Raw genomic sequence first — 20,948 nt, 5'->3', positions numbered from 1 at the left:
CTATGCTTTAGCTGCTCAGGTAGTCTACGCCCGACAAGTTGACAGAGCCTTTGGCAGTGCTGCTTTGGATCCTTGCTCGTACGCTGCGATCGTGGAAGGTGTCATTCCATCAGGATCATTTACCGCTTCCCACGCAAACAGAGTCGCCCGTTGGACGTTCTCCGCCAACTCCTTTGCCAGTTCCGCCAAAGCGAGACGCCGGTTCTTTTGAGCATCGTCGCGTTGCAACTGCTCGAATTTCCTGTTCTCCAGCCCAATCGTTCCATGCAGATTTAGAAAGACAGCGGAGACGCTTGCTGTCGCTGCTATAACTGCTGCCACAACGGCGGTAAGTTCGGTCGAGAGCAATGGCCTTGTGTCCCGGTTTCTAGTGCGGGAAGCTTCATGCCGTAGCTTTCCTGTCAGTTTCCTCATGGTCGCTGTCCACTCGCACCAGTTGTTATGGCACGTGCCAACGTCGGATTCGTCGTGGGCGAGCGCCGTAGGCAACATTGCCCTAACGCTGATCAACTCACCGTTGCGCGCAACGGTCGATCTCGCTCCCGGACGCAACATTCGGACGGGCGCGCCGGTTAAGTTGGATCATAGTCAACTCGAACGGGGTATGAAACCACCGACCGCGAGACCTCTTCAGCCGCCGTACGCCTCCTGCGCTCGTGGATTCCCGCTTATGCTCGGACACCGTCGGAGTACGGCGCCGTGCCGCCCCGCCAAACTGGCATCCGCCCGGGTTCGGCAGTTTCTGCCGCTCGCTTCCATCACGAGAGTAGATACTGGAACCGCGTGATCATGAACAAAGAGCAGACCTTTAGAATCTCGCAGGACCGTTTTGTTAGAATCGGCATTCTCGCTTCCAAGCCCTTGGCTGGATCCTACAAACCTCCTCAGGCTTTGGCTCATGGCGCTCATCGTCGTCGTGTTAGTTTTGATTGTTGCTGTGCCTTGCGCGCTCTTCGCAGGCCCTCTCTCAACGAACAACCAATACGAGGCTAGCAAGGAACTTCGGCTTCTCGGAGTAAGCGCAACTTTGTATGTGGCAAGGAGCGCTGCTCATAAATTGCGGATTGTGATGCGTGGCCACGATCTTCGATACAACCCCGGGGTGTTGGAGTGCAAGGAGCGAGACATTGCACGACTCATCACGTCGTTGTCAGCAGCAATCGTCCGCGCCGAGCACTTCACTCAAGAGCCCACGACTATTTCATTTCACACTAGCGTCGACAAAACGGTAGGTTTGACTACAAAAGGCTCGGCCGTTTGGATTACGCTCCATACACAAAGCAGGACACAGAGGTTCCTGCGTAAATACACGGTTGAGCAAGCACGAGAGATTGTGCAGACGCTCGAAACACTGCCGGAACTGGCCATCGAGGTGGCGGCGAATCTTCCCCGACCCTGACCACCGAAATAGAAATTTTAGCCAGCACCATTGCACCGGGACGACCGGCGCCGAGGAAATAGAACGTCGCGCCAGAAAGATCAGTAAGGGGTAGGAGAGGCCGACTTCTTGTCCTTACGCAGTGCGGCGATGGGCCGTTGTATCCTGGGAACCGCCGTTGATGTCGCGTTGCGTCGAAAGGCCGGTCAGGGGCGAGTCCAGCCCACCGCGCGAGCTCTGCTGTTCGGCCTCGTTTGCAAACCGCGTCCGGCAGCACGCGGGCCAAGTTCGGACACTCGACCTTGGTGCATACATCGTCGACAGTCGGGACGGAGAGGTTCCTGCGAACTTCGTCTTGACAACGGGCGTTGCCGCGGAAGGCCAGTCCGTTGTGTTGCCCGCCAAAGCCGCCGTCCAAAACGTTGCTCGGTAACGGGAGAGGCAAATGAAGAACGATGTGACCACTGCTGACTACCTTCCAAGCTTCGAGGAACGTTGCGCGTATGACCTCGAGAGAATCTTACGCTACGCCTCCACGGCGGAAGACGTCGACATACCAAAGGACATCCTCGAAGCCGCAACAAACGCGTTACGAGATTTTAGATATGCAATCCGCAATGATCAGCCGATTCCTCCGGAGACCGATGCGGTTCTTCTAAAATCGATCGATGCGTTAAGTCCCAGAATCTTTCCCGTCACAACCGCCTCGTTGCTAATTTCGCAGGTCATGGAATTTGGTGCGCCGGCAAGGTCCCAAATACTAAGGGACACTCGAGATCGTGTAAAAAGCCTGATTGATCGATGGATTTGGGCAGCCGTAATCGCGCTATTGTTGGTGTTGACAATAACTGCCTTTAAGGTGGTCAAGCCGGGATTCCTTGGGAACAACCTTGGTTATCTCATTCCGCTTTTAACGTTCGTCAATCCAATCGCGTTGGGGTTTCTCGGGGCTTGTGTCTTCATTCTCAGAACGATCTTCCGTGGGCTCGCGAATCAAACGTTCGTCCTTCGTGAGGGCACAACCTACACCCTACGAGCAATCCTAGGAGCCGTTTTGGGATTCATGATCCCAAGCCTGGGCCTCTTGTCCGAAGACGCTAGCGGCAAGGTTCTCGGTTTTTTCAGCGTGAATGCGGTGCCCTTTCTTGCGGGCTATGCAGTGGAGCCCATGTTCGCGGCGCTAGACAATATAGTCCTGACAGTCAGGGACGCAGTCAGTCATGATCCAACTTCCCGCAAGGCGAAGAAGAAATGAGGCCCGACTTCATTCTCTGTGGAACGCGTAAGAGGGGTGCGGAGACGGGCGTTTCCTGCCGCCCGAACAGCAACCGCTGCAACCCAAAGAACGAGGTGATGTATCTCAACGACCGCTTTTGAGAGGTTCAAACGTCTCTTGCGGGTCGAGGGCGGTCCGTCGAAACAAGCGACGCTCAACTGCATGTTCGAAGCGATCCATGGGGCCGGGACCGGGCCAGTTTCGGTCATTCGGCAACGTCGGGTTATTCATTGGCAATCGCACAATCAAGCCAAGCGGGCTACGCCGCTCGGTCGGCCGGAGCGACGAGGCAACCGCCGCACGAGTGCGCCTTGCCCGTTCGCAGACGCCCGGCGCTCACTGTCACCTCAGCACCGCAGTTGCACCGGCAAGCCCACAATCCATCGCCCTCGTACCGCTTCGTTGTCAATTGGCCGAAAACCTCGCCGCTCTTCAGCGCAGGTGAGCCCGGCCGCGACCGCCACACACGACGCTGCTCACGGCAGCCGCAATCATGCACTTCACCGCCCTCCACGTTCATCAGCGCGGCAGTCACATGGCGGCCGCACCGGCATCGCCAGAGCCACGCCTCCGCGCCGCAATATTGAAGCGCGACGAGATCTCCGAAGGAGCGACCAGCGACATCGCGACTTGGCGGAAAGGGCCATTGAGGCAAAGGGCGGCGGATACGTTTGTTCACGAGAGGTAAATGGGGTGCAGAGTTCTACTCTCAAGTGTAACTGTGCCCTTGGTTGGGAGCGGCTCGGCAAGGCAATGACCGAGCCTCCCCGTGCCACAGGCTGTAGTCGGCTAGGAGCAGTCAATTGCCGGTTCAACGTCTTGACCGCCCGAACGGCTCTCAAATGTGGCGGATTCAACCCGTCGATGCAACGATAGACGGACATTCAAGCGGTCGCCGCTGTCGGCCAATGGACCTGCCTGCAGGACTACACATCCGATCTTATGCTTATGTGCGCTACAGCACATTGGGGCGAGTCGTAGCGGGAATACGCTGAGAGTTCGGAACTGGACATCGTCCGGTTTCCGACGCAAATCGGAGCGCGATGCGATTGTCCCTGTCGGCAATTGGCCACGATTCGCAGTCTACACAGAATCATCGTTCTTGAATTCGATGCGATTTCGAGGTGGAAGCAGCAACTTCGCAGTAGTCCACAGCGGGGGCGAAATGGCACCTTGCCCTGTCTTTCGCAATACCCCGCCATCGTTGCGGCGAACGTCGACCTCGAGGATTACTCCTCGATGGCAGCCCTCCTGGACGAGGCCGTCGTACGCGTCGGCAACAAGCGTATCCCCCTGTGCAGTCTTTTAGGGCGGCCTCTTCGAGAAATCCAAAATCGGGAAATTGGAGGCACTCATGGCTGACAACACTCACATCCAGTGGAAGCTTGCCAACCAGCGCGGTATTTGGATCTATGGGCCGGACAAATGGGCGCCGGGACACGACGACCACCCCTCCGAGCCGTGGCATGCGGGACGCATGAATGATGTTCTGGCCTTGGACGATGGCAGCCTGACCGGCGCGGCCGATGCGGGCGGCGTATGGCGCATCGCCTCAACCGGGGTCATGGCCATCCCCGTTGGGAATCAGTGGGGGTTTTCGCGCTTCCGCTGCCTGGCCGCTGGCCCCAACGCCGCGGATGGAACCCATATCTATGCCGGCGGGACAGCTCTGTTCGAGACCGACCTGGCATCCCCACTGCCGCTGATCACCTGGCGCGAGATCGTGTCGCTTTCTAACCAATTCCCAACGATCGGCATGATCTACCGCATCGCCGTACTGAAAGCTTCACGGATTATTGCACTGGCCACAGACCAGGGCGTTCTCTGGGCGAGAATTCCAGCACTGCTATCGGGGCCCGGAGACGGCTACGTTTGGCGCAAAGCAAAGACGCCGGGCATCCCGGACGGCGGGTATTACAGTATCGCGCCTGGACCGGTGCAACGCGGGCAAGCGAACAGGGACCGCCCGCTGCAGAGTGTCATTGTCAGCGGTCTGGCTGGGGGCGTCGCCGACTTTGATCGATTCACCGGCCCGCATGGCTTGTTTTTCGGCGAGTGGGAAGATCCGCTGACTCTTGTGCTGCGCCCCGCGGCTGTTATCAACCAGGGAGCCGATGCTAGACTGATCCAGGCGGTCTTTGGACTGGTTCCCGTTGCTTCCTGTGACGCAGACCTCCCCCGCGCCTATGCCGTGGCGGCCTTTGACCCCTCCGCCGGCGATCGTGTATTGGGGGTGCTGCGCACCGACGACGGCGGGCGCAGCTGGAATGTCCTCGATAGCCGTGTCGAGGATCTATCCTCTCATTACTCGTTGCAAGATTCCGGGCAGAAGCAGACTAATTACAACACCTGCTTGGCTGTCTCGCCTCGGGATCCGGACCTTGTCATGATCGGCTACAACAGCCCGCTGATCTCATTCAATGCCGGACTAACCTGGTGGCTGCCCGGCTTTTCCCGAAACAAGAAGGATGACGGCACATTCGAGGTGTTGCCCTACAACTTGCATGTGCACGAAGACCAACACGGAATGCGCTTTTTCAACGGCCCGCAGGTGCTGAACGGGCACTTTGCCCGAGACGCCCGGCTGGCGCACGCGGCCAGCGATGGCGGCTTGATCGAAATCGAGTGGGGCTATGGGGCTTGGGTGATTGCAACCGATATCCGCAGCAACGGCAACAACCCGGACCTGCTCGCTGTCGTTCTGGAAGGCAACAACCTGGAAGTCTATGTACGCAAGAGCGCTGATATGGCCAAAGGCTGGCTCGATTTTGGCGCCATTACAACGCGGGCCACAGGTCCCGGCTGCATTATTCAAAGTAATTTCCAGTCAGTTGATGATACCAACAATTATGAGGTGGTCGTCCTAGAGGGCAGCGACCTCGTGCATTACTGGGGGTACCTGCAAGACGGGAAGCTGGTTTGGAACCGGGCAGGAGTGATCACTAGCAGCGCCACCGGACCTGGATGCATCATTCAGAGCAGCTTCGGCGCAGGAGACGGTGACGACGACGATCACGGAAACTTTGAGGTAGTGGTGCTTGAGGGCACCGAGCTGGCGCATTACTCAAAGGACAACTCGGATGTGAACAATGCATGGGGCAAGGCTGGAGTCATTACGACCCGCGCGGTTGCGCCGGGCTGCATCATCCAGGCCGATTTCCCGTTCGACCAGGACGAGCCCAACTTTGAGGTCGTGGTGCTGGAGGACCGGGGTCTGGTCCACTATTACCGCGACAACTCAGGCTCTCCGTGGCCGTGGAAAGGAGGCTGGGTGATTGATGCGGATGCTACCGGGCCTGCAAGCTTCTTCCAGAGCGATTACCGGGCAAGCGACGACGATCACGGTAATTTTGAGCTGATCGTCCCCGAAGGGCACGAACTGGTGGCCTGGTACAAGGACAATTCGGGGGGCCTGGGCTGGGTGCGCATCGGTCCGGTCACCCATGCCGGCCATACAGCGACTGGCCCCGGATGCTTTTTTCAATCCAACTACGGCGGCGGTTCGTCAGGCAATTTCGAACTGCTTGCATGCGAGGACGGCGAGATCGTCCATGCCTGGCGGAACAACGCCCGCGACGATAAACCATGGCTGCGCGGTCAGACGGTCACGCGCAAGGCCTATACCTTCCGTTCGGAGTTCAACCGCTTCCTGGCCACCTTGGAGAATGAGAAACAGGCGGCCGTTGTCCCAAACTCGGAAGGATACGGGACAATGGGCGTATGCTCGGCGGTCTCTGGCTTGGTCGCGGGCGGACTGCAGGACAACGGCGTGGTCTATGGCCATGCAGACGCGGTAGGCAGTTTTTCCGGAACTCCGTGGAACAACTCAGAGGGCGGCGACGGGTTCGGCTCCGCTTTCCTGCCCGGGCGCACGCCGGACGGCCGGACGCTTTCAACCGGCACCTCGTTCATTTGTTTTAACAACGATGGCTCGGTTGGTGTCCGCGCCTTTTTCTGGCGCGTGGGCAAGATGAACCCCCATAAGCTCCAATCCGTTAAAGGCAATGAGAACGTCATACCGCTTGGCACTCTGAACCCTAATCTGGCTCCACCGCCGCCGCGGGAGGGCGGCTTGGTCTCGCCCCGTATGGAGCCGGTACTTGCGCCGCGCTTCGATCAGAACGGGTTGCTGTGCGTGGTCGGAGCCAGCGGTGCCGACGTCTACGGGTTATTCGTCCAGGGCGTGGAAGCTCGGTTTCCACAAGACGAAGAGCCAAGGCTGCCTATGCGTTGGGACTTTCTGGGCCGCATCCCAGCTTGGGATAGCGCGATCACTTCAATCACGGTTACCGCTCTGAGCTCCGCTAGTGGCTCCCGGGTCTTTGTCGCCGCCGACGCGACTTTTCCAGATCATGTCGAGACTCGTATCTTCAGCCTGGACAACCCGTCTGGGATTTTCACGGACCTACCGCTTTCCAAGAAGATCTTCAACATCACCGTGAACGCCATGGTAGCCCTTGGCGATCGAGAGGTTTTCGGCGTCACGGCCGGAGGAAGCGTGATCCACTGGCCTGTCCGTTCAATCACCAGTGCTGATACCTGGGAACTACTGCCTGGCGGTTCCTGGACGGCTCCGCTCACGACGATCACCGCCGACCCGACTACAACGTCGCCCACTTTATTTGTCGGGGCAACGGGTGACGTGCATGTCAGCGTGGATCACGGGAAGACGTGGCAGCCGACACGTCTAGGCCTGCCAAAAACCTTTCAGGTCTCTGATTTGCGCTGGGTAGACGACGGCGCCGGTAAGCGGCTTTACCTGAGCACGTACGGTCGCTCGACTTGGGTCGCGGAAAAACCCGAATCAGGTTGGGGATAAATATAGCTTATGGGTTCTTCGCCATGAGGTCTATCACCTGTCCTCGGCAACCGTCTTTTTGTCATTGGCCAAGTTGCCGTGCCGGGTCGACGACTGACCAGCCATGAGCCCTATCGATCGGGCGCCTAGCACGCTGAAAGCCGTCATTTCGATGCCTCGAGTTCGAGCGGCCGTTCTGGGTCCGAGGACGGTCCGTCCAACAGGTGGTGTTCGGCTCCGTCATGAAAGCTGGCCGGGGGACCGGGTTCGGCCACAAGCCGTCATTCGCCCGCACCGTCGATCGGACATTCATACGTCGTTTCCACCCAGAAAGCGGCCATTCGCTTCACGCGGAACGACGCCTGGCGACTCAGGCCGTGAGGTGCCCGCCGGACAGGCGACGTTAGCCAGGACGACACGGTTGATACCGAGGAGGTAATCCGCTCGCGCGGCTCGCCTTCAAAAAACTGTCCATTGGGCTTGGCGAATACAGGAATTGGCACCTTTGCGCGCTAACCCCGATCCTCCCGGAATTCCTGGCTGCCTGATGGTAGACCCATGCCTGCGTCTTATCATTTCTATGGGACCAAGGTCGCATAGCTTCGCGAGAAAAATGGGAACAGACTGCTACTACAGCCGTAGCCTGCCTGCGCCCCGCCCTGATGCAACCTGGACCGCTGTCGAGGTCCGTTCATACCGGCGAGAAGCGATAGCAAGCCCCCCGCCCACCGTGCCTTACGGCCGTGTCGTGCCAGACCCGCGATCCCTGCCCGATTTATCGTGGCTTTTGACAACTGGAGCGAGAAATGAAGGTCATCAACACACTCAAGGTTTGCTAGCGGCGCACTAATCGCGTTCGCATCGATCAATGCGTGGCCCCAGACCAGCGAATCAGCCGCTACATCGACAGCCCCGGCAGCCGAGGGAAGTGCTAAAGCCACCAGACAGGCGAATCGCGCACTAAGCAAAAAAGTGCTTCGCGCCCTCTCGAAGGGCGGTGTCGCCACTTCCAGAATCAACGTCATTGCAAAAGGCGGCGCGGTGACCCTTGCGGGATCCGTTACTGACGCCAGTCATATCGACAAGGCGGCCGAAATTGCAAAGACTGTGCCCGGCGTGACATCCGTGAAAAATGCGCTGACATTTAAAGAAGTGGGACAGTAACACTCCGCCCTTGGCGCACCGGCAGCAGGCAACCTGTAGTATTTACAGATCGAGTTGAACACGGACGGCCACTAGCTCCGGACTAATGACCGAGGGGCGAGACGGAGCATTCGACTTCCTTGGAAGCGGACGTACTCCAGGTCCCAGACTCGTGGTCCTTGAAGCGACTGCTTGGGCCGATGACCTGCTTGATCTATCGCCGCCAGCTTACTAAGCTGCTTCGACAACGGGGGGAGCACATGGAGAAATCATCCTGGCAGCAGGTCCATGCCGCCGCCCGCGAGAGCCGGATCGCGTGCAGTAGCGAGCACATCGCCTGGCTCTGTCAACTTGTCGGGCGTAGACTACCTGAGCAGCTAAAGCATAGTTATCCTTATCAGATAACGCACTCGACTGCGGCAGTAACAGTCCATCCATGCCATGTGGCGAAGCGTTCCTGGAGTACGGCACGATGACATGCCGCGTTCATCTGATGTCTGGGCAACGCGAAGTGCTGCCGGATTGGGCCGAAGCATGAGAGGAACGCCTGCGTGCGACGCGCATCGCGAAAGCCGCACATCTGTCGTTCGCGCCTGCGGGTCGGCTGGTGGCTGTTCTCAGCACGGTTATTTACGCGTGCAGCCGCTTTGACGAAGACGTGCTTAATATGAGCGAGCTCGGGAATGTCGGCCTTTGCTGCGGGATAGCTGCGCAGCTGGTCGGTAACGATCTTGCGCGGCAGCGGGTTTGAACGCAGCACCCGCCGGAAGAAGCGCTTTGCCGCAGCCTTGTCGCGCCGCTTTTGCACCAGCACGTCGAGTTCGACACCATGCTCGTCGACCGCTCGCCACAAAAGATACGGCTCGCCGCGCAGTGTGACGAACATTTCGTCCAGATGCCATGTACTGCCCGGCTTGCGCCGCGCCGCTTTGGCACAACAGGCGAATCGAGCGCCGAACTTGTCACACCAGCAACGGACCGTTTCGTATGTGACCACGACACCACGCTCGAGCAACAATTCCTCGATGTCGCGAAGGCTCAGGTTGAACCGGAAATACCACCGAACCGCGCAACTGATGACGACTGCAGGGAAGCGGTGACCGTGATAAAGCGATTTCGTTTTCTTCATCACTTCATTCTACCGCCGCCTCCCCATCAACCTGACAGAGCCCACGCCAGTTCGCCATGCGCTGGACGTGCATCGACTCCTGATGATAGGCCCGGTTGTTGTGCATGACCGTCAGCAACGGCAGCTTGTGGTGTGCCGCCGTCCAGAGCACCCCGGGCAATACCAAGAGGTCACCATCAGTCTGGATGTTGACGGGCAGGCGTCCCGCATCCCGGTGCGCGATGGCCGCTCCGACAGCCGCAGGCGCGCCATAGCCTCGCCGTACGCGCCTTCGGCACCGTTGTACTGATACGACTTCGTAAAGTCCCAGAGCCGCTGCGGCCAATTGCTGATAAACAGAGAAGACGAGACCAGCGCCCAATCCTCGTTTTTGATTACCTGCCAGACTTCCTGTGAAAGACGCGCCGTACTCACCGGACTCGCGTCCCACGCCCGCATTGCGTCGTTTCGCGCAGCCTCTCGCATTGCCGCGAAAGACTGACGAAGCATGGGGCCTCGTTCTTCGATAGCACTGCGTTGAGCGGAGGTGAGCGTAATGCCAATCGACCGGATTAGCGGGCTCAGGGATGCTTCACCGTCTCCACCGATCGCAAGTGTCGGAGCGAAGTAGCGCTCCGCATCCTGCGTGTTCGATTTACTGTAAAGGTACGAAGTCGAGATGCTGATAACCTTGACGTCCGGTTTCGTGAACTTTTTCGATGGACGGCCAATGATGTCCGGTACGGTTCCCGTCAGCCCCCAGACATCGCCGACTTCGAGCGCGAGAATCACATCCGCCTGCGCAACGAGCTCACTTTTGAGCCACGTCTGGTTGAGGTAATGGTTCGTGGGGAAATTCATGCGACCAAGGAGATCGATGACCGGGGCATTGAGAGACTCCGCAAGCTTTACGAGCGCCTCCATGCCCGCCTGGGACCTAATTGCCCGGTCCGCGACGATCAACGGATTTTTTGCAGCACACAGCACGCGGGCAGCCGCGTCCAGGGTGTCCTGGCCACCGACCGGATAGGCAACCGGTCGGATGCAAGGTACAACGATTTTTTCGCGATTCTCGATCGGACGTTCCTGAAGTTCAGCGTCTGCGACAATTAGCACAGGTTCCATCGGGGGTGTGACTGATAGCGTATAGGCGCGGGCAAACGACTCCGCATAGTGCTGCAGCGACACCGGCGAGTCGTCGTATTTCGTGTAGTCCCGCACGAGTGCGCCGAGGTCCAGCGCCGTGTGATACCACTCCACGCCGGGGCGGCGCTTGGTGGCATCGGCGATATTGCCCGCAATCACGATCATGGGCACTCTGTCACACCACGCGTTATAGATCGCCATTGATGCGTGCTGAAGCCCCACGGTACTGTGAACAAGGCATGCCATGGGTTTGCCCGCAACCTTTGCGTAGCCGTGCGCTATCGCCGCCGAAGCTTCTTCATGCGTGCACACGATAAGGCCCGGATTTCTGTTGCCACCGTAGTTGACGATCGACTCGTGAATACCCCTGAACGTCGAACCAGGCATCGCGGCCACGTATTCAATACCGGCAACCCTCAGCATATCCACCATGAAATCTGAACCGGGGTTGCCCACGTGAGCCACATCAGCTGCTGGTTGCTCGGTCAATGATGGCGCGACTGTCTCGGCGGCGGCCAGACGCGACGAGGGTTTGTCTACTGCAGGTGGGCTTTGTGTCTGCGCGGCGGCTGAAGACGGTCTGACAAAGGCTGCGGCAGCCCCGGCTGTTACGGCATCTTTTAGAAAAGTTCGGCGACCTGTCATTCCTTTGTCCTGTTTGAAAATTTTCCGTTTGTGGGACGAATGGCAACATCAGTGGTTGCCGAGTGGTCTAATCGGACTGCTTCGTCAAGGTTGGCGGTCACCGACAGTGAAGGGTCCCGCTGTGAAGTGATGCCACAGCGCTGGTTGACAGATCGGACGCGCTATCTGCATATCCAGAGGCCGTACCCGCCACGTCGTCGCCATGCGACTCCTCAACGTCGCATTCTTCACCGACGACCGTGCGATTCAATCGTCGAAGCCACGCGGGCCCGGCGTCGTATTGATAGCGCTCGTGCCAATACTGCTTGACCTCGACCGGGTCGAGTTCAAATGGGAGCGGCGTACACTTCAGTCCGTGAACGGTTTCCAGCAAACGGCCAAGCCGTTGCGGGACAGTGGCGATCAGATCACTGGTCCCCAGCACGGCCGGCAGCGCGAGCAACCCGGGCAGACGAATTGCCACTTCGCGTTGAATTCCGTGGCGTTCGAGAGCCTTGTCAATAAGTGCATAGCCGCTACCCGCCACGGACACAACCAGATGTCGCGCGGCGAGAAAGTCTGCGCGCGTCGGAGCACCCGTCAGATGCGGATGCCCGTTGCGATAGGTGCAGACGAAGGTCTCCCTGAACAGACGCTGCTGATAGAAGCCGTTCTCCAGATGACTGATGCATCCGAGCGCTAGGTCGACGTCGCCGTTCTGGATCTGGCGTGGCGTGTTCTGCGTAACATGCGTAACGGTCAATTTGACGCCAGGTGCGACGCAAGCCAGTGCTTCGTAAAGCGCCGGCAGCAGGATCATTTCGCCCAAATCGGTCGTCGCGATACGGAATTCACGCGTCGAACCAATGGGATCGAATACTTCGTCGTCGTTCAACGCGTGCTCGACGAGTCGCTCCGCTTCACGCAGCCGCTCCACCAGTAACGCGGCGCGAGGCGTCGCTTCCATGCCATGGCTGGTGCGCACAAACAGTGGATCGCGAAACTGCTCGCGAAGCCGCGCAAGACTCATGCTCACGGATGACGGAGTCATGCCGAGCCGTTCCGCCGTCGCGGACACGCTTTTCGTCTCGAACAGCAGATGAAAGATGCCTGCGAGCCGGAGGTTGAAGTCGATCATCTTTTGCCCATTTCCGCTCGCAGCGGCCGGTCGGGCGATGTCTCGCCCTCGCGTGAATGTCGCTTGCCGTCGAACCATAGGAACATGACCATCAGCGCGGCAATAACGGGAGACATCGCCGCGACGATCAGGATTCGGTCCGTCGCCAACCCGGCCGTGAGCAGGCTGCCAATCACCAGCGGTGACACGAACTGACCCAGACGCGCGCTGCCCATGCCCCAACCGATACCGGTGGACCTGATAGCAGGCGCGTAGAGCAACGAGGCGATCGCGATGGCGCCCGCGCCGCCGAGCCCGATCGACAGGCCGAGGCAGGCGCCGAACATGCTGCCCGTCGACACCGTGTTGGCGCTGCCGAGCGCTGCAATGGAAGCCGCCGCAGCAATGAACGCGGGCAACAGCACACGGGTCGCACCAAAGCGGTCAATCAACCGTCCCACCGCAGCCATACCAATAAATGCCCCAATATTGAAGAAGGCAAGCACGATCGCCGTATTCGCATGACTGATGCCGTTCTTGTGCAGAAGCGTGGGTGTCCACATCACCATCACGTTGGTGGTGGCAAACGCAAAGAAAAACATGACCCACAACAGTATCGTCGCGTTTCGCAGCCTGCCTTCAACGAGCGAACGGATCGGCACGCCATCCGAGGCTTTCCCCTCGACGGTGAACCGGACACCTGTATCTATGCGTTGCCCCATGCGCGCCAGAATGCTGGCGATGCGTGCGGGATCATTGGACCGGGCTGCGAGGTATTGCACGGATTCCGGCAGCAGCACGATCAGCAACAACGCAACCGCCAGCGGCAGTACGCCACCGATCATAAAGATCGCTCGCCATCCGAGATGCGTGAGCACATAGGCGTTCGAAAAGCTGCCAAACGCCGCGCCGAGTGGATAAGCCGACCAGATAATCGTCGCGATTGTGCCGCGCTGTTTGCGCGGCGAGTAGTCGGATGTCATCGTCAGAAAGCACGGCGTGGCGCCGCCCAGTCCGACACCCGCGAAGAACCGGATCGCGATCAGCGCAGACAACGTGGGCGCGGCCAGCGTGGCAAGCGTAAAGACTGCGAAGGTGAGCACGGCGACTACCAGCATCGTCTTGCGCCCGAAGCGGTCCGCCAGAGGGCCGAAGGCCAGCGCGCCAAGCGCTGCACCCAGCTGCGATGCCGCGAACACGGCCCCAAAGCTGCCCACCTTGAACGCCAGTGCGTTGGCAATGAATGGCGCGGCTACGCCGATCGATTGTGTATCCGCGCCATCGAGCAGATTCACCAGCGCGCATAACGCCACAACCGTGATCTGCAGCCGCGTTAGCGGCGTGTCATCGATGAGCCGAGATACGTTGACAACCCCCTCCCTTGTCTCCACGTCTTTCCCTTTCCGGCAAGCGCCGACTCGGTGCGGCCTCAGCTCGAAAATACGAGCATGCAACCACTTGATCAAGATTGATATTTCAAATCAATATAACTGCCGTGGCTCACCCGATGCCGGCTGTGCTGTTAGAAGCGATGACGGATACCCGCCATGACATTCACCTGCTCCTTGGTCGTGGACGGTGCATTAAGCCAGGTGACCGCCACCGCCCGCGCACCAGATGCCCAGACTGCATCGCTGAACATATAGACGTCGGTTCGTTTGGATAGTGAGTAAACCGCGCTAACGCCGCCCGTGTGCCAATGCATTGAGCCATTGGACGGCACATTGCCGTAGTTGCCACTGGTGAAGATGTAGCCGGCTCCGAGCAGGATGCTCGGGGTAAGCTGATAGGTGAACGACGTGTCGTAATTGTCGAGATGCAGGGAGGTCTGGTCCAGATAGCGATAGCGGACATCGCTGAACACAACATTCCATGTCAACGGGCCGAATGGCACGGCCCCACCCGCGCCAAATGCGCGCTGACGGTCCACGCCGACGCTTGTGCTCAACGGACTGTTGTGAAACAGGATGAACGGCGCGCCGCTGTAGTCGTCGGTGACAGCGCCGGTTGGAATGGCATTCCCCGGGGTTCTGTCGCGCTAACGCGGTGAAGTAGAATTGGCCGAACCACAAAGCATGGTGAGCACGATGTCAAAGACGAAGACGCCACGCAAGACGCTACCAGCCGGCATTGGCAAGGTACTGAAGCGAATGCACTATCCGCTGGATGTAATTCTGCTGTGCGTGCGCTGGTATGTGGCGTACTCGCTGAGCCTGCGCAACCTCGAGGAAATGATGGCCGAACGGGGAATCGAAGTGGATCATTCGAGCGTGCACCGCTGGGTCATCAAGCTGCTGCCGGTGTTTGAAAAGGCATTCCGCAATCGCAAACGGCCTGTCGGCAAGAGCTGGCGCGTCGATGAAACCTACGTCAAGGTCAAAGGCCAGTGGAAATACTTGTACCGTGCCGTCGACAAGGCGGGCAACACGGTGGATTTCCTGCTGCGCGCCCGGCGTGACAAGGCCGCTGCTCGCCAATACTTCGAGAAGGCGATTGACCAGAACGGCGAGCCCGAGACAATTACGGTGGACAAGAGCGGCGCGAATCTGGCTGCGCTTGAGGCGCTCAATGCCGAGCGTTCAGCGCCAATCAAGGTCCGGCAAAACAAATACCTGAACAACGTTGTCGAGCAGGACCACCGCGCCGTCAAACGCATCATCAAACCGATGATGGGGTTCAAGGATTTCCGGTGTGCGCGCATCATCCTGTCCGGCATCGAGATCGCGCACATGATCCGCAAGGGACAGATGTGTGACGATGGCGTTGCATCGACTGTTGCCGAGCAATTCTATTCTCTCGCAATGTAGGCAGTCCTATTCAACATCGGTACTTGCTCACCCTATTCTCCTTAACGCGACACAACCGTCTTGACGACCTGTCGAGAAAATTCGAGCGCGTCGAGATCGCTGCCGTGAACCAGTGCGCTGGGAACTCGCGTGGGTTTTTCAGGCCCCGTGTCGCGGGAGGTGAATGGGCCAACGGCGCAATGGGCAACGCGATATGGACAGGGGTGCGTCTCAGGGACATTCTCGACCGCGCCGGCGTAAAGCCAGGCGCCGTGCAGGTACGCTTCAACGGCCTTGACACGGGCGTCATTGCCGACACGCCCGATTTTGTCAAGACGCTCAGCGTGGATCACGCGCGTGATGGCGAAGTCATGGTCGCCTTTGCCATGAACGGCAAGCCCCTTCCGCTTTTGAATGGCTACCCGCTTCGCCTCGTCGTACCCGGATGGTACTCCACGTACTGGATGAAGATGCTCGCGGATATCGAGGTCATTGACACCCCGGATACCAACTTCTGGATGGCCAAGGCCTACCAGATACCGGATACACCTCACGCAGACGTATCGCCAGGACAGGCGAACGTAAAGACGATTCCGATCGGCGCGATGGTACCGAGGTCATTCTTCACGAACCTCGGTGATGGCGCCGTGCTCGACCTGAGCCGGACGCAGATAGTGCGCGGGATCGCGTTTGGGGGCGATGCCGGTGTGCGCGAGGTTCTTTTTTCGCACGATAACGGGACGACGTGGACGCCTGCGCGACTCGGGCGTGACTTCGGCAAGTACAGCTTCCGCCGATGGGAATCGCAGTTCTCACCCCGACAAGGCGGCCAGTACGTACTGAAGGTGAAGGCTACCAACACAGAAGGCATTGCCCAGCCGGACACGCCAAACTGGAACCCCGGCGGCTACATGCGTAATGCAGTCGAACAGCTTGATGTGTTTGCTGCTTGAGGAGATGGTATGAAGGCTCAGATGGCCGTTCTCTCCATGGCGACTTTCACTTGCCTCGCCGTGTCAGAGACAACGGGGGCCGCCCCGCCCCCGACTGCCCCCGATCGGCAAACGGTCGAAGTGTCGCTGCCTACCGGTCGGACTACGTTTCCGCCCGCCCCGGGCTCTGAACTGGCCAACGCCCACTGCGTAATTTGCCACTCTCCCGGAATGGTATTGCGACAACCGCCCTTGTCGTTCGGAGAGTGGAAGGCTGAGGTCGACAAGATGCGGGTGGTCTACGCAGCGCCGCTTCCTGCCGACAAGATCGAGGAGATAGCGCGGTACCTGTCAGCGATCAACGGGAAGCCGTAGCTGACTTCACACACCGTCGCCGCCGTATCAAGCCCACGGGCGCCTGGGTTTATAGTCCTATCACGCCGCCGAACACTCCGCTTGCGCCACCTGATGACACGCACGCAAAGGCGGTCGGGAGCCATCCGCCTGCCCCGCTCGCAGGCTTCGTCGACAAACAGTCCGGAGAACGTGCCCAACACCCCGCAGCGTGCGACGGAACCCGTCCCTGCCACCGTTAATGATAAGGGGCTCACCGCCGGTATGAGAGTGCAACTCTCATGGAACCGCTCGTCTTCGTGATAAACGCCTTCCGGTTGACGATGATCAATCCACGAGAAGGTCTATTCGAGGAGAGTTCCTGAAGCGGACGCTCAAGGCTCAGAGGTGCCCGTTACGCGCACGTTCAAAAGGTGGCCGTACTGAACGACGGGCATTGGAATGCTCGCTGCGGTGGACTCGAGTGCGCACCGGCGGTCGGTCAAGAAATCGCAGCGGCCAGTGGCAAGACGCCGACGTCTATGCTGAGGTTTATCCGGAAGACAAATTCCGGCTGTCCAGGACGTTTCAGGATCGCGGGCACGTGGTCGCCATGTGCGGAGACGGGCTCAACGATGCGCCCGCGCTTCGTCAGGCGCAGGCAGGAATCGCAGTGGCGACAGCGACCGATGTCGCGAGAGCGGCCGCTGCGGTTGTCCTGGCGAAGCCTGGTTTTAATGGAATCGTCACGACGATTATCGAAGCGCGATGCGCGTTAGAGCGACTTACAACCTATGTACTGAATGCACTCGCCAAAAAATTCCATCTGGTGCTGTTCCTCGCCGCCGGGCGTTGTGATGACCGGCCACGCTATCCTGACGCCACTGCTCATGGCATTGCTGCTCGTGACGGGGGACTTCATTACTATGGCCTTGACAGTCGACCGAGTGACGCCCTCCTCATCTCCAGCGGCATGGGATACGCGATACGTGACACGGCTCGCAGCGCTATATGACGTCTGCCAGCTGACGTTGGGTACTGGTGTGATCGCTGTAGCGTTTTATGGTCTCCATTTCACCTTGGACTCGCTGCGTACCCTCGCCTTCGTCACACTGGTATTCGGCAGCCAGGCGATCGTCTATGTGGCGCGCGAGCGGCATGGCGTTTTGCATTCACGTCCGGGTGCATGGCTCGTCGCGTCCTCTCTAATCGACATCGCACTTACGATTGGCTTGGCCACCAGCGGTGTAATGATGGCGCCGCTGCGGCCGTTGGCCATTTCGGCGTTGCTTGTTGCTACGCTCTTTTTTGCTGGTGTGCTGGAGACGGCCAAAGCCGCCATCCTTGCCTTGCTTCGGAGGAAGGGTCACACGCCCTTGAACGCCTATGTTCAGACGCATCATGGTTGGAATTGACGGCAGTCAGATCGCTGTTTCGGCACTCGCCGAGGCGATCCGTCTTGCTGCGATGGACGGGGCTGCCATTCACGCGGTCAGCGTGGTCGAAAGCGCGCCGGACATCGTTTGGCCCGGCCCCGGGTTCAATGACCCTGCAGCGCACAACCGAACGACGCGAGCAACCGCGAATGCGGCGCTTGCCAGGGCACATGATCTTTTCATCCTGACGAATCTTGCCGGGGAAACATCACTGCTGGATGCCGACGATACCGGGATTGCTTCCCAGTTGCAGCGTCAGTCCGAAGCATGGGGCGCAGATCTGATGGTGCTTGGCACACATGGCCGCAGTGGTGTCGAGCGCATCCTGGTCGGCAGTACCGCCGAATCGTTTTTGCGCAGCGCCGACATTCCGGTGCTCATTGTGCCGCTGCGGAACCATGCAGAAAGCTCAAGAGAGATTGGTGCGGTCGTCTCACCGCCAGCGGTCTGAGCCGGACGGTACGCGGATTGCTTAAGTATTCAATCGGTCCCGGTCGGGAGGATAGGCATGAAGATCGACTCAGATGCATTTCGCATCCACGAAGGTGCGGCAGTTGACCTGGGCAAGTGGCCATCGCGTGTGGCACCCGCATACGGATCGAAAGAGCACTATCACGCCATGCTGGCGGACCACATCAAACAGTTGCGCGCATTGCAAAGCGTCCAGTATGCCGATAACCGCTACGCGATACTGTTCATACTTCAGGCAATGGATGCGGCAGGAAAAGACGGGGTGATCAAGCACGTCATGTCGGGCGTCAACCCGCAGGGTTGCAAGGTTTTCAGTTTCAAACATCCGAGCGCGACTGAGCTTCAACATGATTTTCTTTGGCGTACTACGCGCGACCTCCCTGAGCGTGGACAAATCGGGATTTTCAACAGGTCATACTACGAAGAGGTCTTGATCCTGCGTGTCCATCCGGAGATACTTCGCGCAGAGGGTTTATCTGGCTCTCCAGGCGCGGAGGCGGCCCTCTGGCAGGGCCGTTATCGCTCCATCAATGATCTTGAGAGTCATCTTCATCGCAACGACACGCGGATCGTCAAGTTCTTTCTGCACCTTTCAAGGGAAGAGCAGAGAAAGCGCTTCCTCGCGCGTATCGACGAACCCGACAAGAACTGGAAATTCAGTACCGCCGATGTCGAAGAACGCAAGTTCTGGTCGGAGTATATGAAAGCCTATGAGCAGTGTCTCAGTGCGACCAGCACAAAAAACGCCCCGTGGTATGTCGTGCCTGCCGATGACAAGGAAAACGCTCGGCTAATAGTTTCCCAGATCATTCTCAACATGCTGGAGAAATTGAATCTTCGGTATCCCGAAGCCACGACTCAGCGCCGCAATGAATTGGCCCAGATTCGTGCGGGGCTCGACCGGGAGCAGTCATAGACAGATGGTATGAACGCCACCCTCCCGTCGCGGTCGTTTCGGCTCTGAACACTGAAGTGCCTTTGGAGGTACTGGGTCCCTCCAGAACGCAACGGCATCAATGTGCCAAATCTATGGTCCACCCCGTTTTTGCAACTATGATCTTCGATGGCGAGTTGGCTTGCTTAAATCTATTCGGCGTCATTGTGGGGATCGCTCCCCGCGCCACGATGAGATTCGCGCCTGACGATCCTTAACAGTGGATCGGCTTCGAAAAGCCTCTTTGGCACTCAGGTTCTTCGGCAGGCCGCTGCGCCGTTCACGTCATCAATTTTCAGTCGTCGCAAAACCAGTTGGGTGATTGTGTTAAGTAAAGATGAAGCTGTGTTCGTTCAGATCGGGTGAGTTGCGTAGCTGGCGTCGAATGTGGTTCGGCGCGCAACAATCGCCCAGGCCGTTCGGGCCAGCTTGTTGGCGAGCGCACACGCCACCACGTTTGAATGTCGTTGAGCGAGCATTGCGCGGACCCAGTCTGCCAGGCGACCGGTTCGTTTCTCCAACCCTCGCATGTAGGCTCGGGCGCACAGGACGAGCAGACGCCTGACATTTTTGTCGCCGCGCCGGCTGATCCCAAGAAGATTGGTCTTGCCGCCCGTACTGAATTGCCGGGGCACGAGCCCAACCGATGCCGCAAAATCGCGACTGCATCGGTACTGCCTTGCGTCGCCCATCTTTGCGGCCAACGCGCTTGCGGTGACCGGGCCGACTCCCGGGATGCTCATCAGGCGCTGTCCGACCTCGTCGTCGGCGAGCTGACGTGCAAGCTCCTGGTCAATCTCACCGATCTGTTCTTCAAGGTACTTGAAGTGCTGATGGAGGCGTTCGAGGATCGCAACCAGTCTTGGCGGCAGTTCATGCATAGCGAGCACAGACGGCAGACGTGTGACGGCAGTGTTGCCTACCGGCAGACTGATGCCGAACTCGAGAAGAAAGCCATGCATCTGGTTGACGGTTCTGGTCCGCTCGCGCACCATCGATTCACGTACACGGTGCAGCACCGAAAGCGTCTGTTGCGACTCAGTCTTCGGAATTACGAATCTCATCGCCGGGCGCGACGCAGCTTCGCAGATCGCCTCTGCATCGACGAAATCATTCTTGTTCGATTTGACGAATGGCCTGACGAACTGCGGCGAGATCAGGCGCACCGTGTGCCCGAACTCGGCCAGCTTCCGCGCCATATGATGCGAACCGGCGCAGGCCTCCATGACGACGGTACAGGCATGGAAAGTCGCGAAGAATTCGATCAGTTGTTTGCGGCTCATCTTTTTACGAAACAAAGCCTTGCCTTTCGCATCTTGCCCATGCAGGTGAAAGCTGTGTTTGCCAAGATCGATACCAACGAGCGTAACGTCGTCCATGGTGGCCTCCAGTTCGGTATGAACACTGCCAGCCTAACCTGTCCAGCGAGGTGGGGTGGACCATCCCATTAGTGGAAGTTGTCGCGA

Annotated in this window: 17 protein-coding genes and 1 pseudogene; 10 read left to right on the top strand and 8 right to left on the bottom strand. The window is 58.8% G+C overall.

The features are described from left to right. Positions 1-24: 24 nt before the first annotated feature. Entirely contained in the window at positions 25-414 is a 390-nt protein-coding gene (locus OH764_RS36150; RefSeq protein ID WP_498851779.1) for a hypothetical protein, read from the bottom strand. 484 nt (positions 415-898) lie between these two features. Here OH764_RS36150 and OH764_RS36145 point away from each other — a divergent pair, with 484 nt between their 5' ends. The 4 genes from OH764_RS36145 to OH764_RS36130 all read left to right on the top strand — a co-directional run bounded on the left by OH764_RS36145 (position 899) and on the right by OH764_RS36130 (position 8,616). Next, positions 899-1,399, top strand: a complete 501-nt coding sequence (locus tag OH764_RS36145) for a hypothetical protein (protein WP_498851778.1) — start codon at positions 899-901, stop codon at positions 1,397-1,399. Between the two features lie 424 nt (positions 1,400-1,823). Beyond that, the gene (locus tag OH764_RS36140; RefSeq protein ID WP_498851777.1) at positions 1,824-2,633 is read left to right on the top strand and encodes a hypothetical protein; all 810 of its coding nucleotides are present in this window, start codon (positions 1,824-1,826) and stop codon (positions 2,631-2,633) included. A gap of 1,375 nt (positions 2,634-4,008) precedes the next feature. Further along, positions 4,009-7,473: a hypothetical protein gene (locus OH764_RS36135; protein WP_498851776.1), complete on the top strand. Its 3,465-nt coding sequence runs from the start codon at positions 4,009-4,011 to the stop codon at positions 7,471-7,473. Between the two features lie 951 nt (positions 7,474-8,424). Continuing rightward, on the top strand, positions 8,425-8,616 hold the full coding sequence (locus OH764_RS36130; RefSeq protein WP_498851775.1) for a BON domain-containing protein: 192 nt from the start codon (positions 8,425-8,427) through the stop codon (positions 8,614-8,616). A gap of 376 nt (positions 8,617-8,992) precedes the next feature. Here the strand turns inward: OH764_RS36130 and OH764_RS36125 are convergent, their stop codons facing one another. The 6 genes from OH764_RS36125 to OH764_RS36100 form a co-directional block, all read right to left on the bottom strand. Continuing rightward, on the bottom strand, positions 8,993-9,724 hold the full coding sequence (locus tag OH764_RS36125; protein ID WP_498849139.1) for an IS6 family transposase: 732 nt from the start codon (positions 9,722-9,724) through the stop codon (positions 8,993-8,995). 4 nt (positions 9,725-9,728) lie between these two features. Continuing rightward, positions 9,729-9,923, bottom strand: a complete 195-nt coding sequence (locus OH764_RS36120) for a thiamine pyrophosphate-dependent enzyme (RefSeq protein ID WP_498852027.1) — start codon at positions 9,921-9,923, stop codon at positions 9,729-9,731. Next, a complete protein-coding gene (locus OH764_RS36115) occupies positions 9,836-11,494 on the bottom strand; it encodes a thiamine pyrophosphate-binding protein (protein ID WP_498851774.1) in 1,659 nt (552 codons plus the stop codon). The genes OH764_RS36120 and OH764_RS36115 overlap by 88 nt, the downstream gene beginning before the upstream one ends. 97 nt (positions 11,495-11,591) lie before the next feature. After that, positions 11,592-12,611: a LysR family transcriptional regulator gene (locus tag OH764_RS36110; RefSeq protein WP_498851773.1), complete on the bottom strand. Its 1,020-nt coding sequence runs from the start codon at positions 12,609-12,611 to the stop codon at positions 11,592-11,594. Beyond that, a complete protein-coding gene (locus OH764_RS36105; RefSeq protein WP_498851772.1) occupies positions 12,608-13,981 on the bottom strand; it encodes an MFS transporter in 1,374 nt (457 codons plus the stop codon). Before OH764_RS36105 ends, OH764_RS36110 begins: the two co-directional genes overlap by 4 nt. A 131-nt stretch (positions 13,982-14,112) precedes the next feature. Then, positions 14,113-14,538, bottom strand: coding sequence for a porin (locus OH764_RS36100; RefSeq protein WP_498851771.1), 426 nt, complete (start codon positions 14,536-14,538; stop codon positions 14,113-14,115). Between the two features lie 127 nt (positions 14,539-14,665). Here OH764_RS36100 and OH764_RS36095 point away from each other — a divergent pair, with 127 nt between their 5' ends. The 6 genes and pseudogenes from OH764_RS36095 to OH764_RS36070 all read left to right on the top strand — a co-directional run bounded on the left by OH764_RS36095 (position 14,666) and on the right by OH764_RS36070 (position 19,464). After that, positions 14,666-15,397, top strand: a complete 732-nt coding sequence (locus OH764_RS36095) for an IS6 family transposase (protein ID WP_498852026.1) — start codon at positions 14,666-14,668, stop codon at positions 15,395-15,397. Between the two features lie 59 nt (positions 15,398-15,456). Next, positions 15,457-16,329 (top strand): annotated as a pseudogene (locus OH764_RS36090) (molybdopterin-dependent oxidoreductase); the annotation flags it as partial. Between the two features lie 796 nt (positions 16,330-17,125). Beyond that, entirely contained in the window at positions 17,126-17,656 is a 531-nt protein-coding gene (locus OH764_RS36085) for an HAD-IC family P-type ATPase (protein ID WP_498851770.1), read from the top strand. Beyond that, on the top strand, positions 17,631-18,056 hold the full coding sequence (locus tag OH764_RS36080; RefSeq protein ID WP_498851769.1) for a hypothetical protein: 426 nt from the start codon (positions 17,631-17,633) through the stop codon (positions 18,054-18,056). The genes OH764_RS36085 and OH764_RS36080 overlap by 26 nt, the downstream gene beginning before the upstream one ends. After that, positions 18,028-18,528, top strand: coding sequence for a universal stress protein (locus OH764_RS36075; RefSeq protein WP_498851768.1), 501 nt, complete (start codon positions 18,028-18,030; stop codon positions 18,526-18,528). The genes OH764_RS36080 and OH764_RS36075 overlap by 29 nt, the downstream gene beginning before the upstream one ends. 57 nt (positions 18,529-18,585) lie before the next feature. Next, positions 18,586-19,464, top strand: a complete 879-nt coding sequence (locus OH764_RS36070) for a polyphosphate kinase 2 family protein (protein ID WP_498851767.1) — start codon at positions 18,586-18,588, stop codon at positions 19,462-19,464. A 371-nt stretch (positions 19,465-19,835) separates the two neighbouring features. Here OH764_RS36070 and OH764_RS36065 read toward each other — a convergent pair whose 3' ends face one another. After that, positions 19,836-20,861, bottom strand: a complete 1,026-nt coding sequence (locus OH764_RS36065) for an IS110 family RNA-guided transposase (protein ID WP_498847422.1) — start codon at positions 20,859-20,861, stop codon at positions 19,836-19,838. Positions 20,862-20,948 lie beyond the last annotated feature (87 nt).

The organism is Burkholderia sp. M6-3 (genome assembly GCF_050858985.1).
Taxonomy (GTDB): domain Bacteria; phylum Pseudomonadota; class Gammaproteobacteria; order Burkholderiales; family Burkholderiaceae; genus Paraburkholderia; species Paraburkholderia caledonica.
This window is presented reverse-complemented; position numbering and strand designations above follow the sequence as displayed.

Excerpts from the sequence above, each read along its gene's own strand:
- OH764_RS36150 (WP_498851779.1), bottom strand. The coding sequence starts at position 414 with ATGAGGAAACTGACAGGAAAGCTACGGCATGAAGCTTCCCGCACTAGA.
- OH764_RS36145 (WP_498851778.1), top strand. The coding sequence starts at position 899 with ATGGCGCTCATCGTCGTCGTGTTAGTTTTGATTGTTGCTGTGCCTTGC.
- OH764_RS36140 (WP_498851777.1), top strand. The coding sequence starts at position 1,824 with ATGAAGAACGATGTGACCACTGCTGACTACCTTCCAAGCTTCGAGGAA.
- OH764_RS36135 (WP_498851776.1), top strand. The coding sequence starts at position 4,009 with ATGGCTGACAACACTCACATCCAGTGGAAGCTTGCCAACCAGCGCGGT.
- OH764_RS36125 (WP_498849139.1), bottom strand. The coding sequence starts at position 9,724 with ATGAAGAAAACGAAATCGCTTTATCACGGTCACCGCTTCCCTGCAGTC.
- OH764_RS36115 (WP_498851774.1), bottom strand. The coding sequence starts at position 11,494 with ATGACAGGTCGCCGAACTTTTCTAAAAGATGCCGTAACAGCCGGGGCT.
- OH764_RS36110 (WP_498851773.1), bottom strand. The coding sequence starts at position 12,611 with ATGATCGACTTCAACCTCCGGCTCGCAGGCATCTTTCATCTGCTGTTC.
- OH764_RS36095 (WP_498852026.1), top strand. The coding sequence starts at position 14,666 with ATGGTGAGCACGATGTCAAAGACGAAGACGCCACGCAAGACGCTACCA.
- OH764_RS36075 (WP_498851768.1), top strand. The coding sequence starts at position 18,028 with ATGTTCAGACGCATCATGGTTGGAATTGACGGCAGTCAGATCGCTGTT.
- OH764_RS36070 (WP_498851767.1), top strand. The coding sequence starts at position 18,586 with ATGAAGATCGACTCAGATGCATTTCGCATCCACGAAGGTGCGGCAGTT.
- OH764_RS36065 (WP_498847422.1), bottom strand. The coding sequence starts at position 20,861 with ATGGACGACGTTACGCTCGTTGGTATCGATCTTGGCAAACACAGCTTT.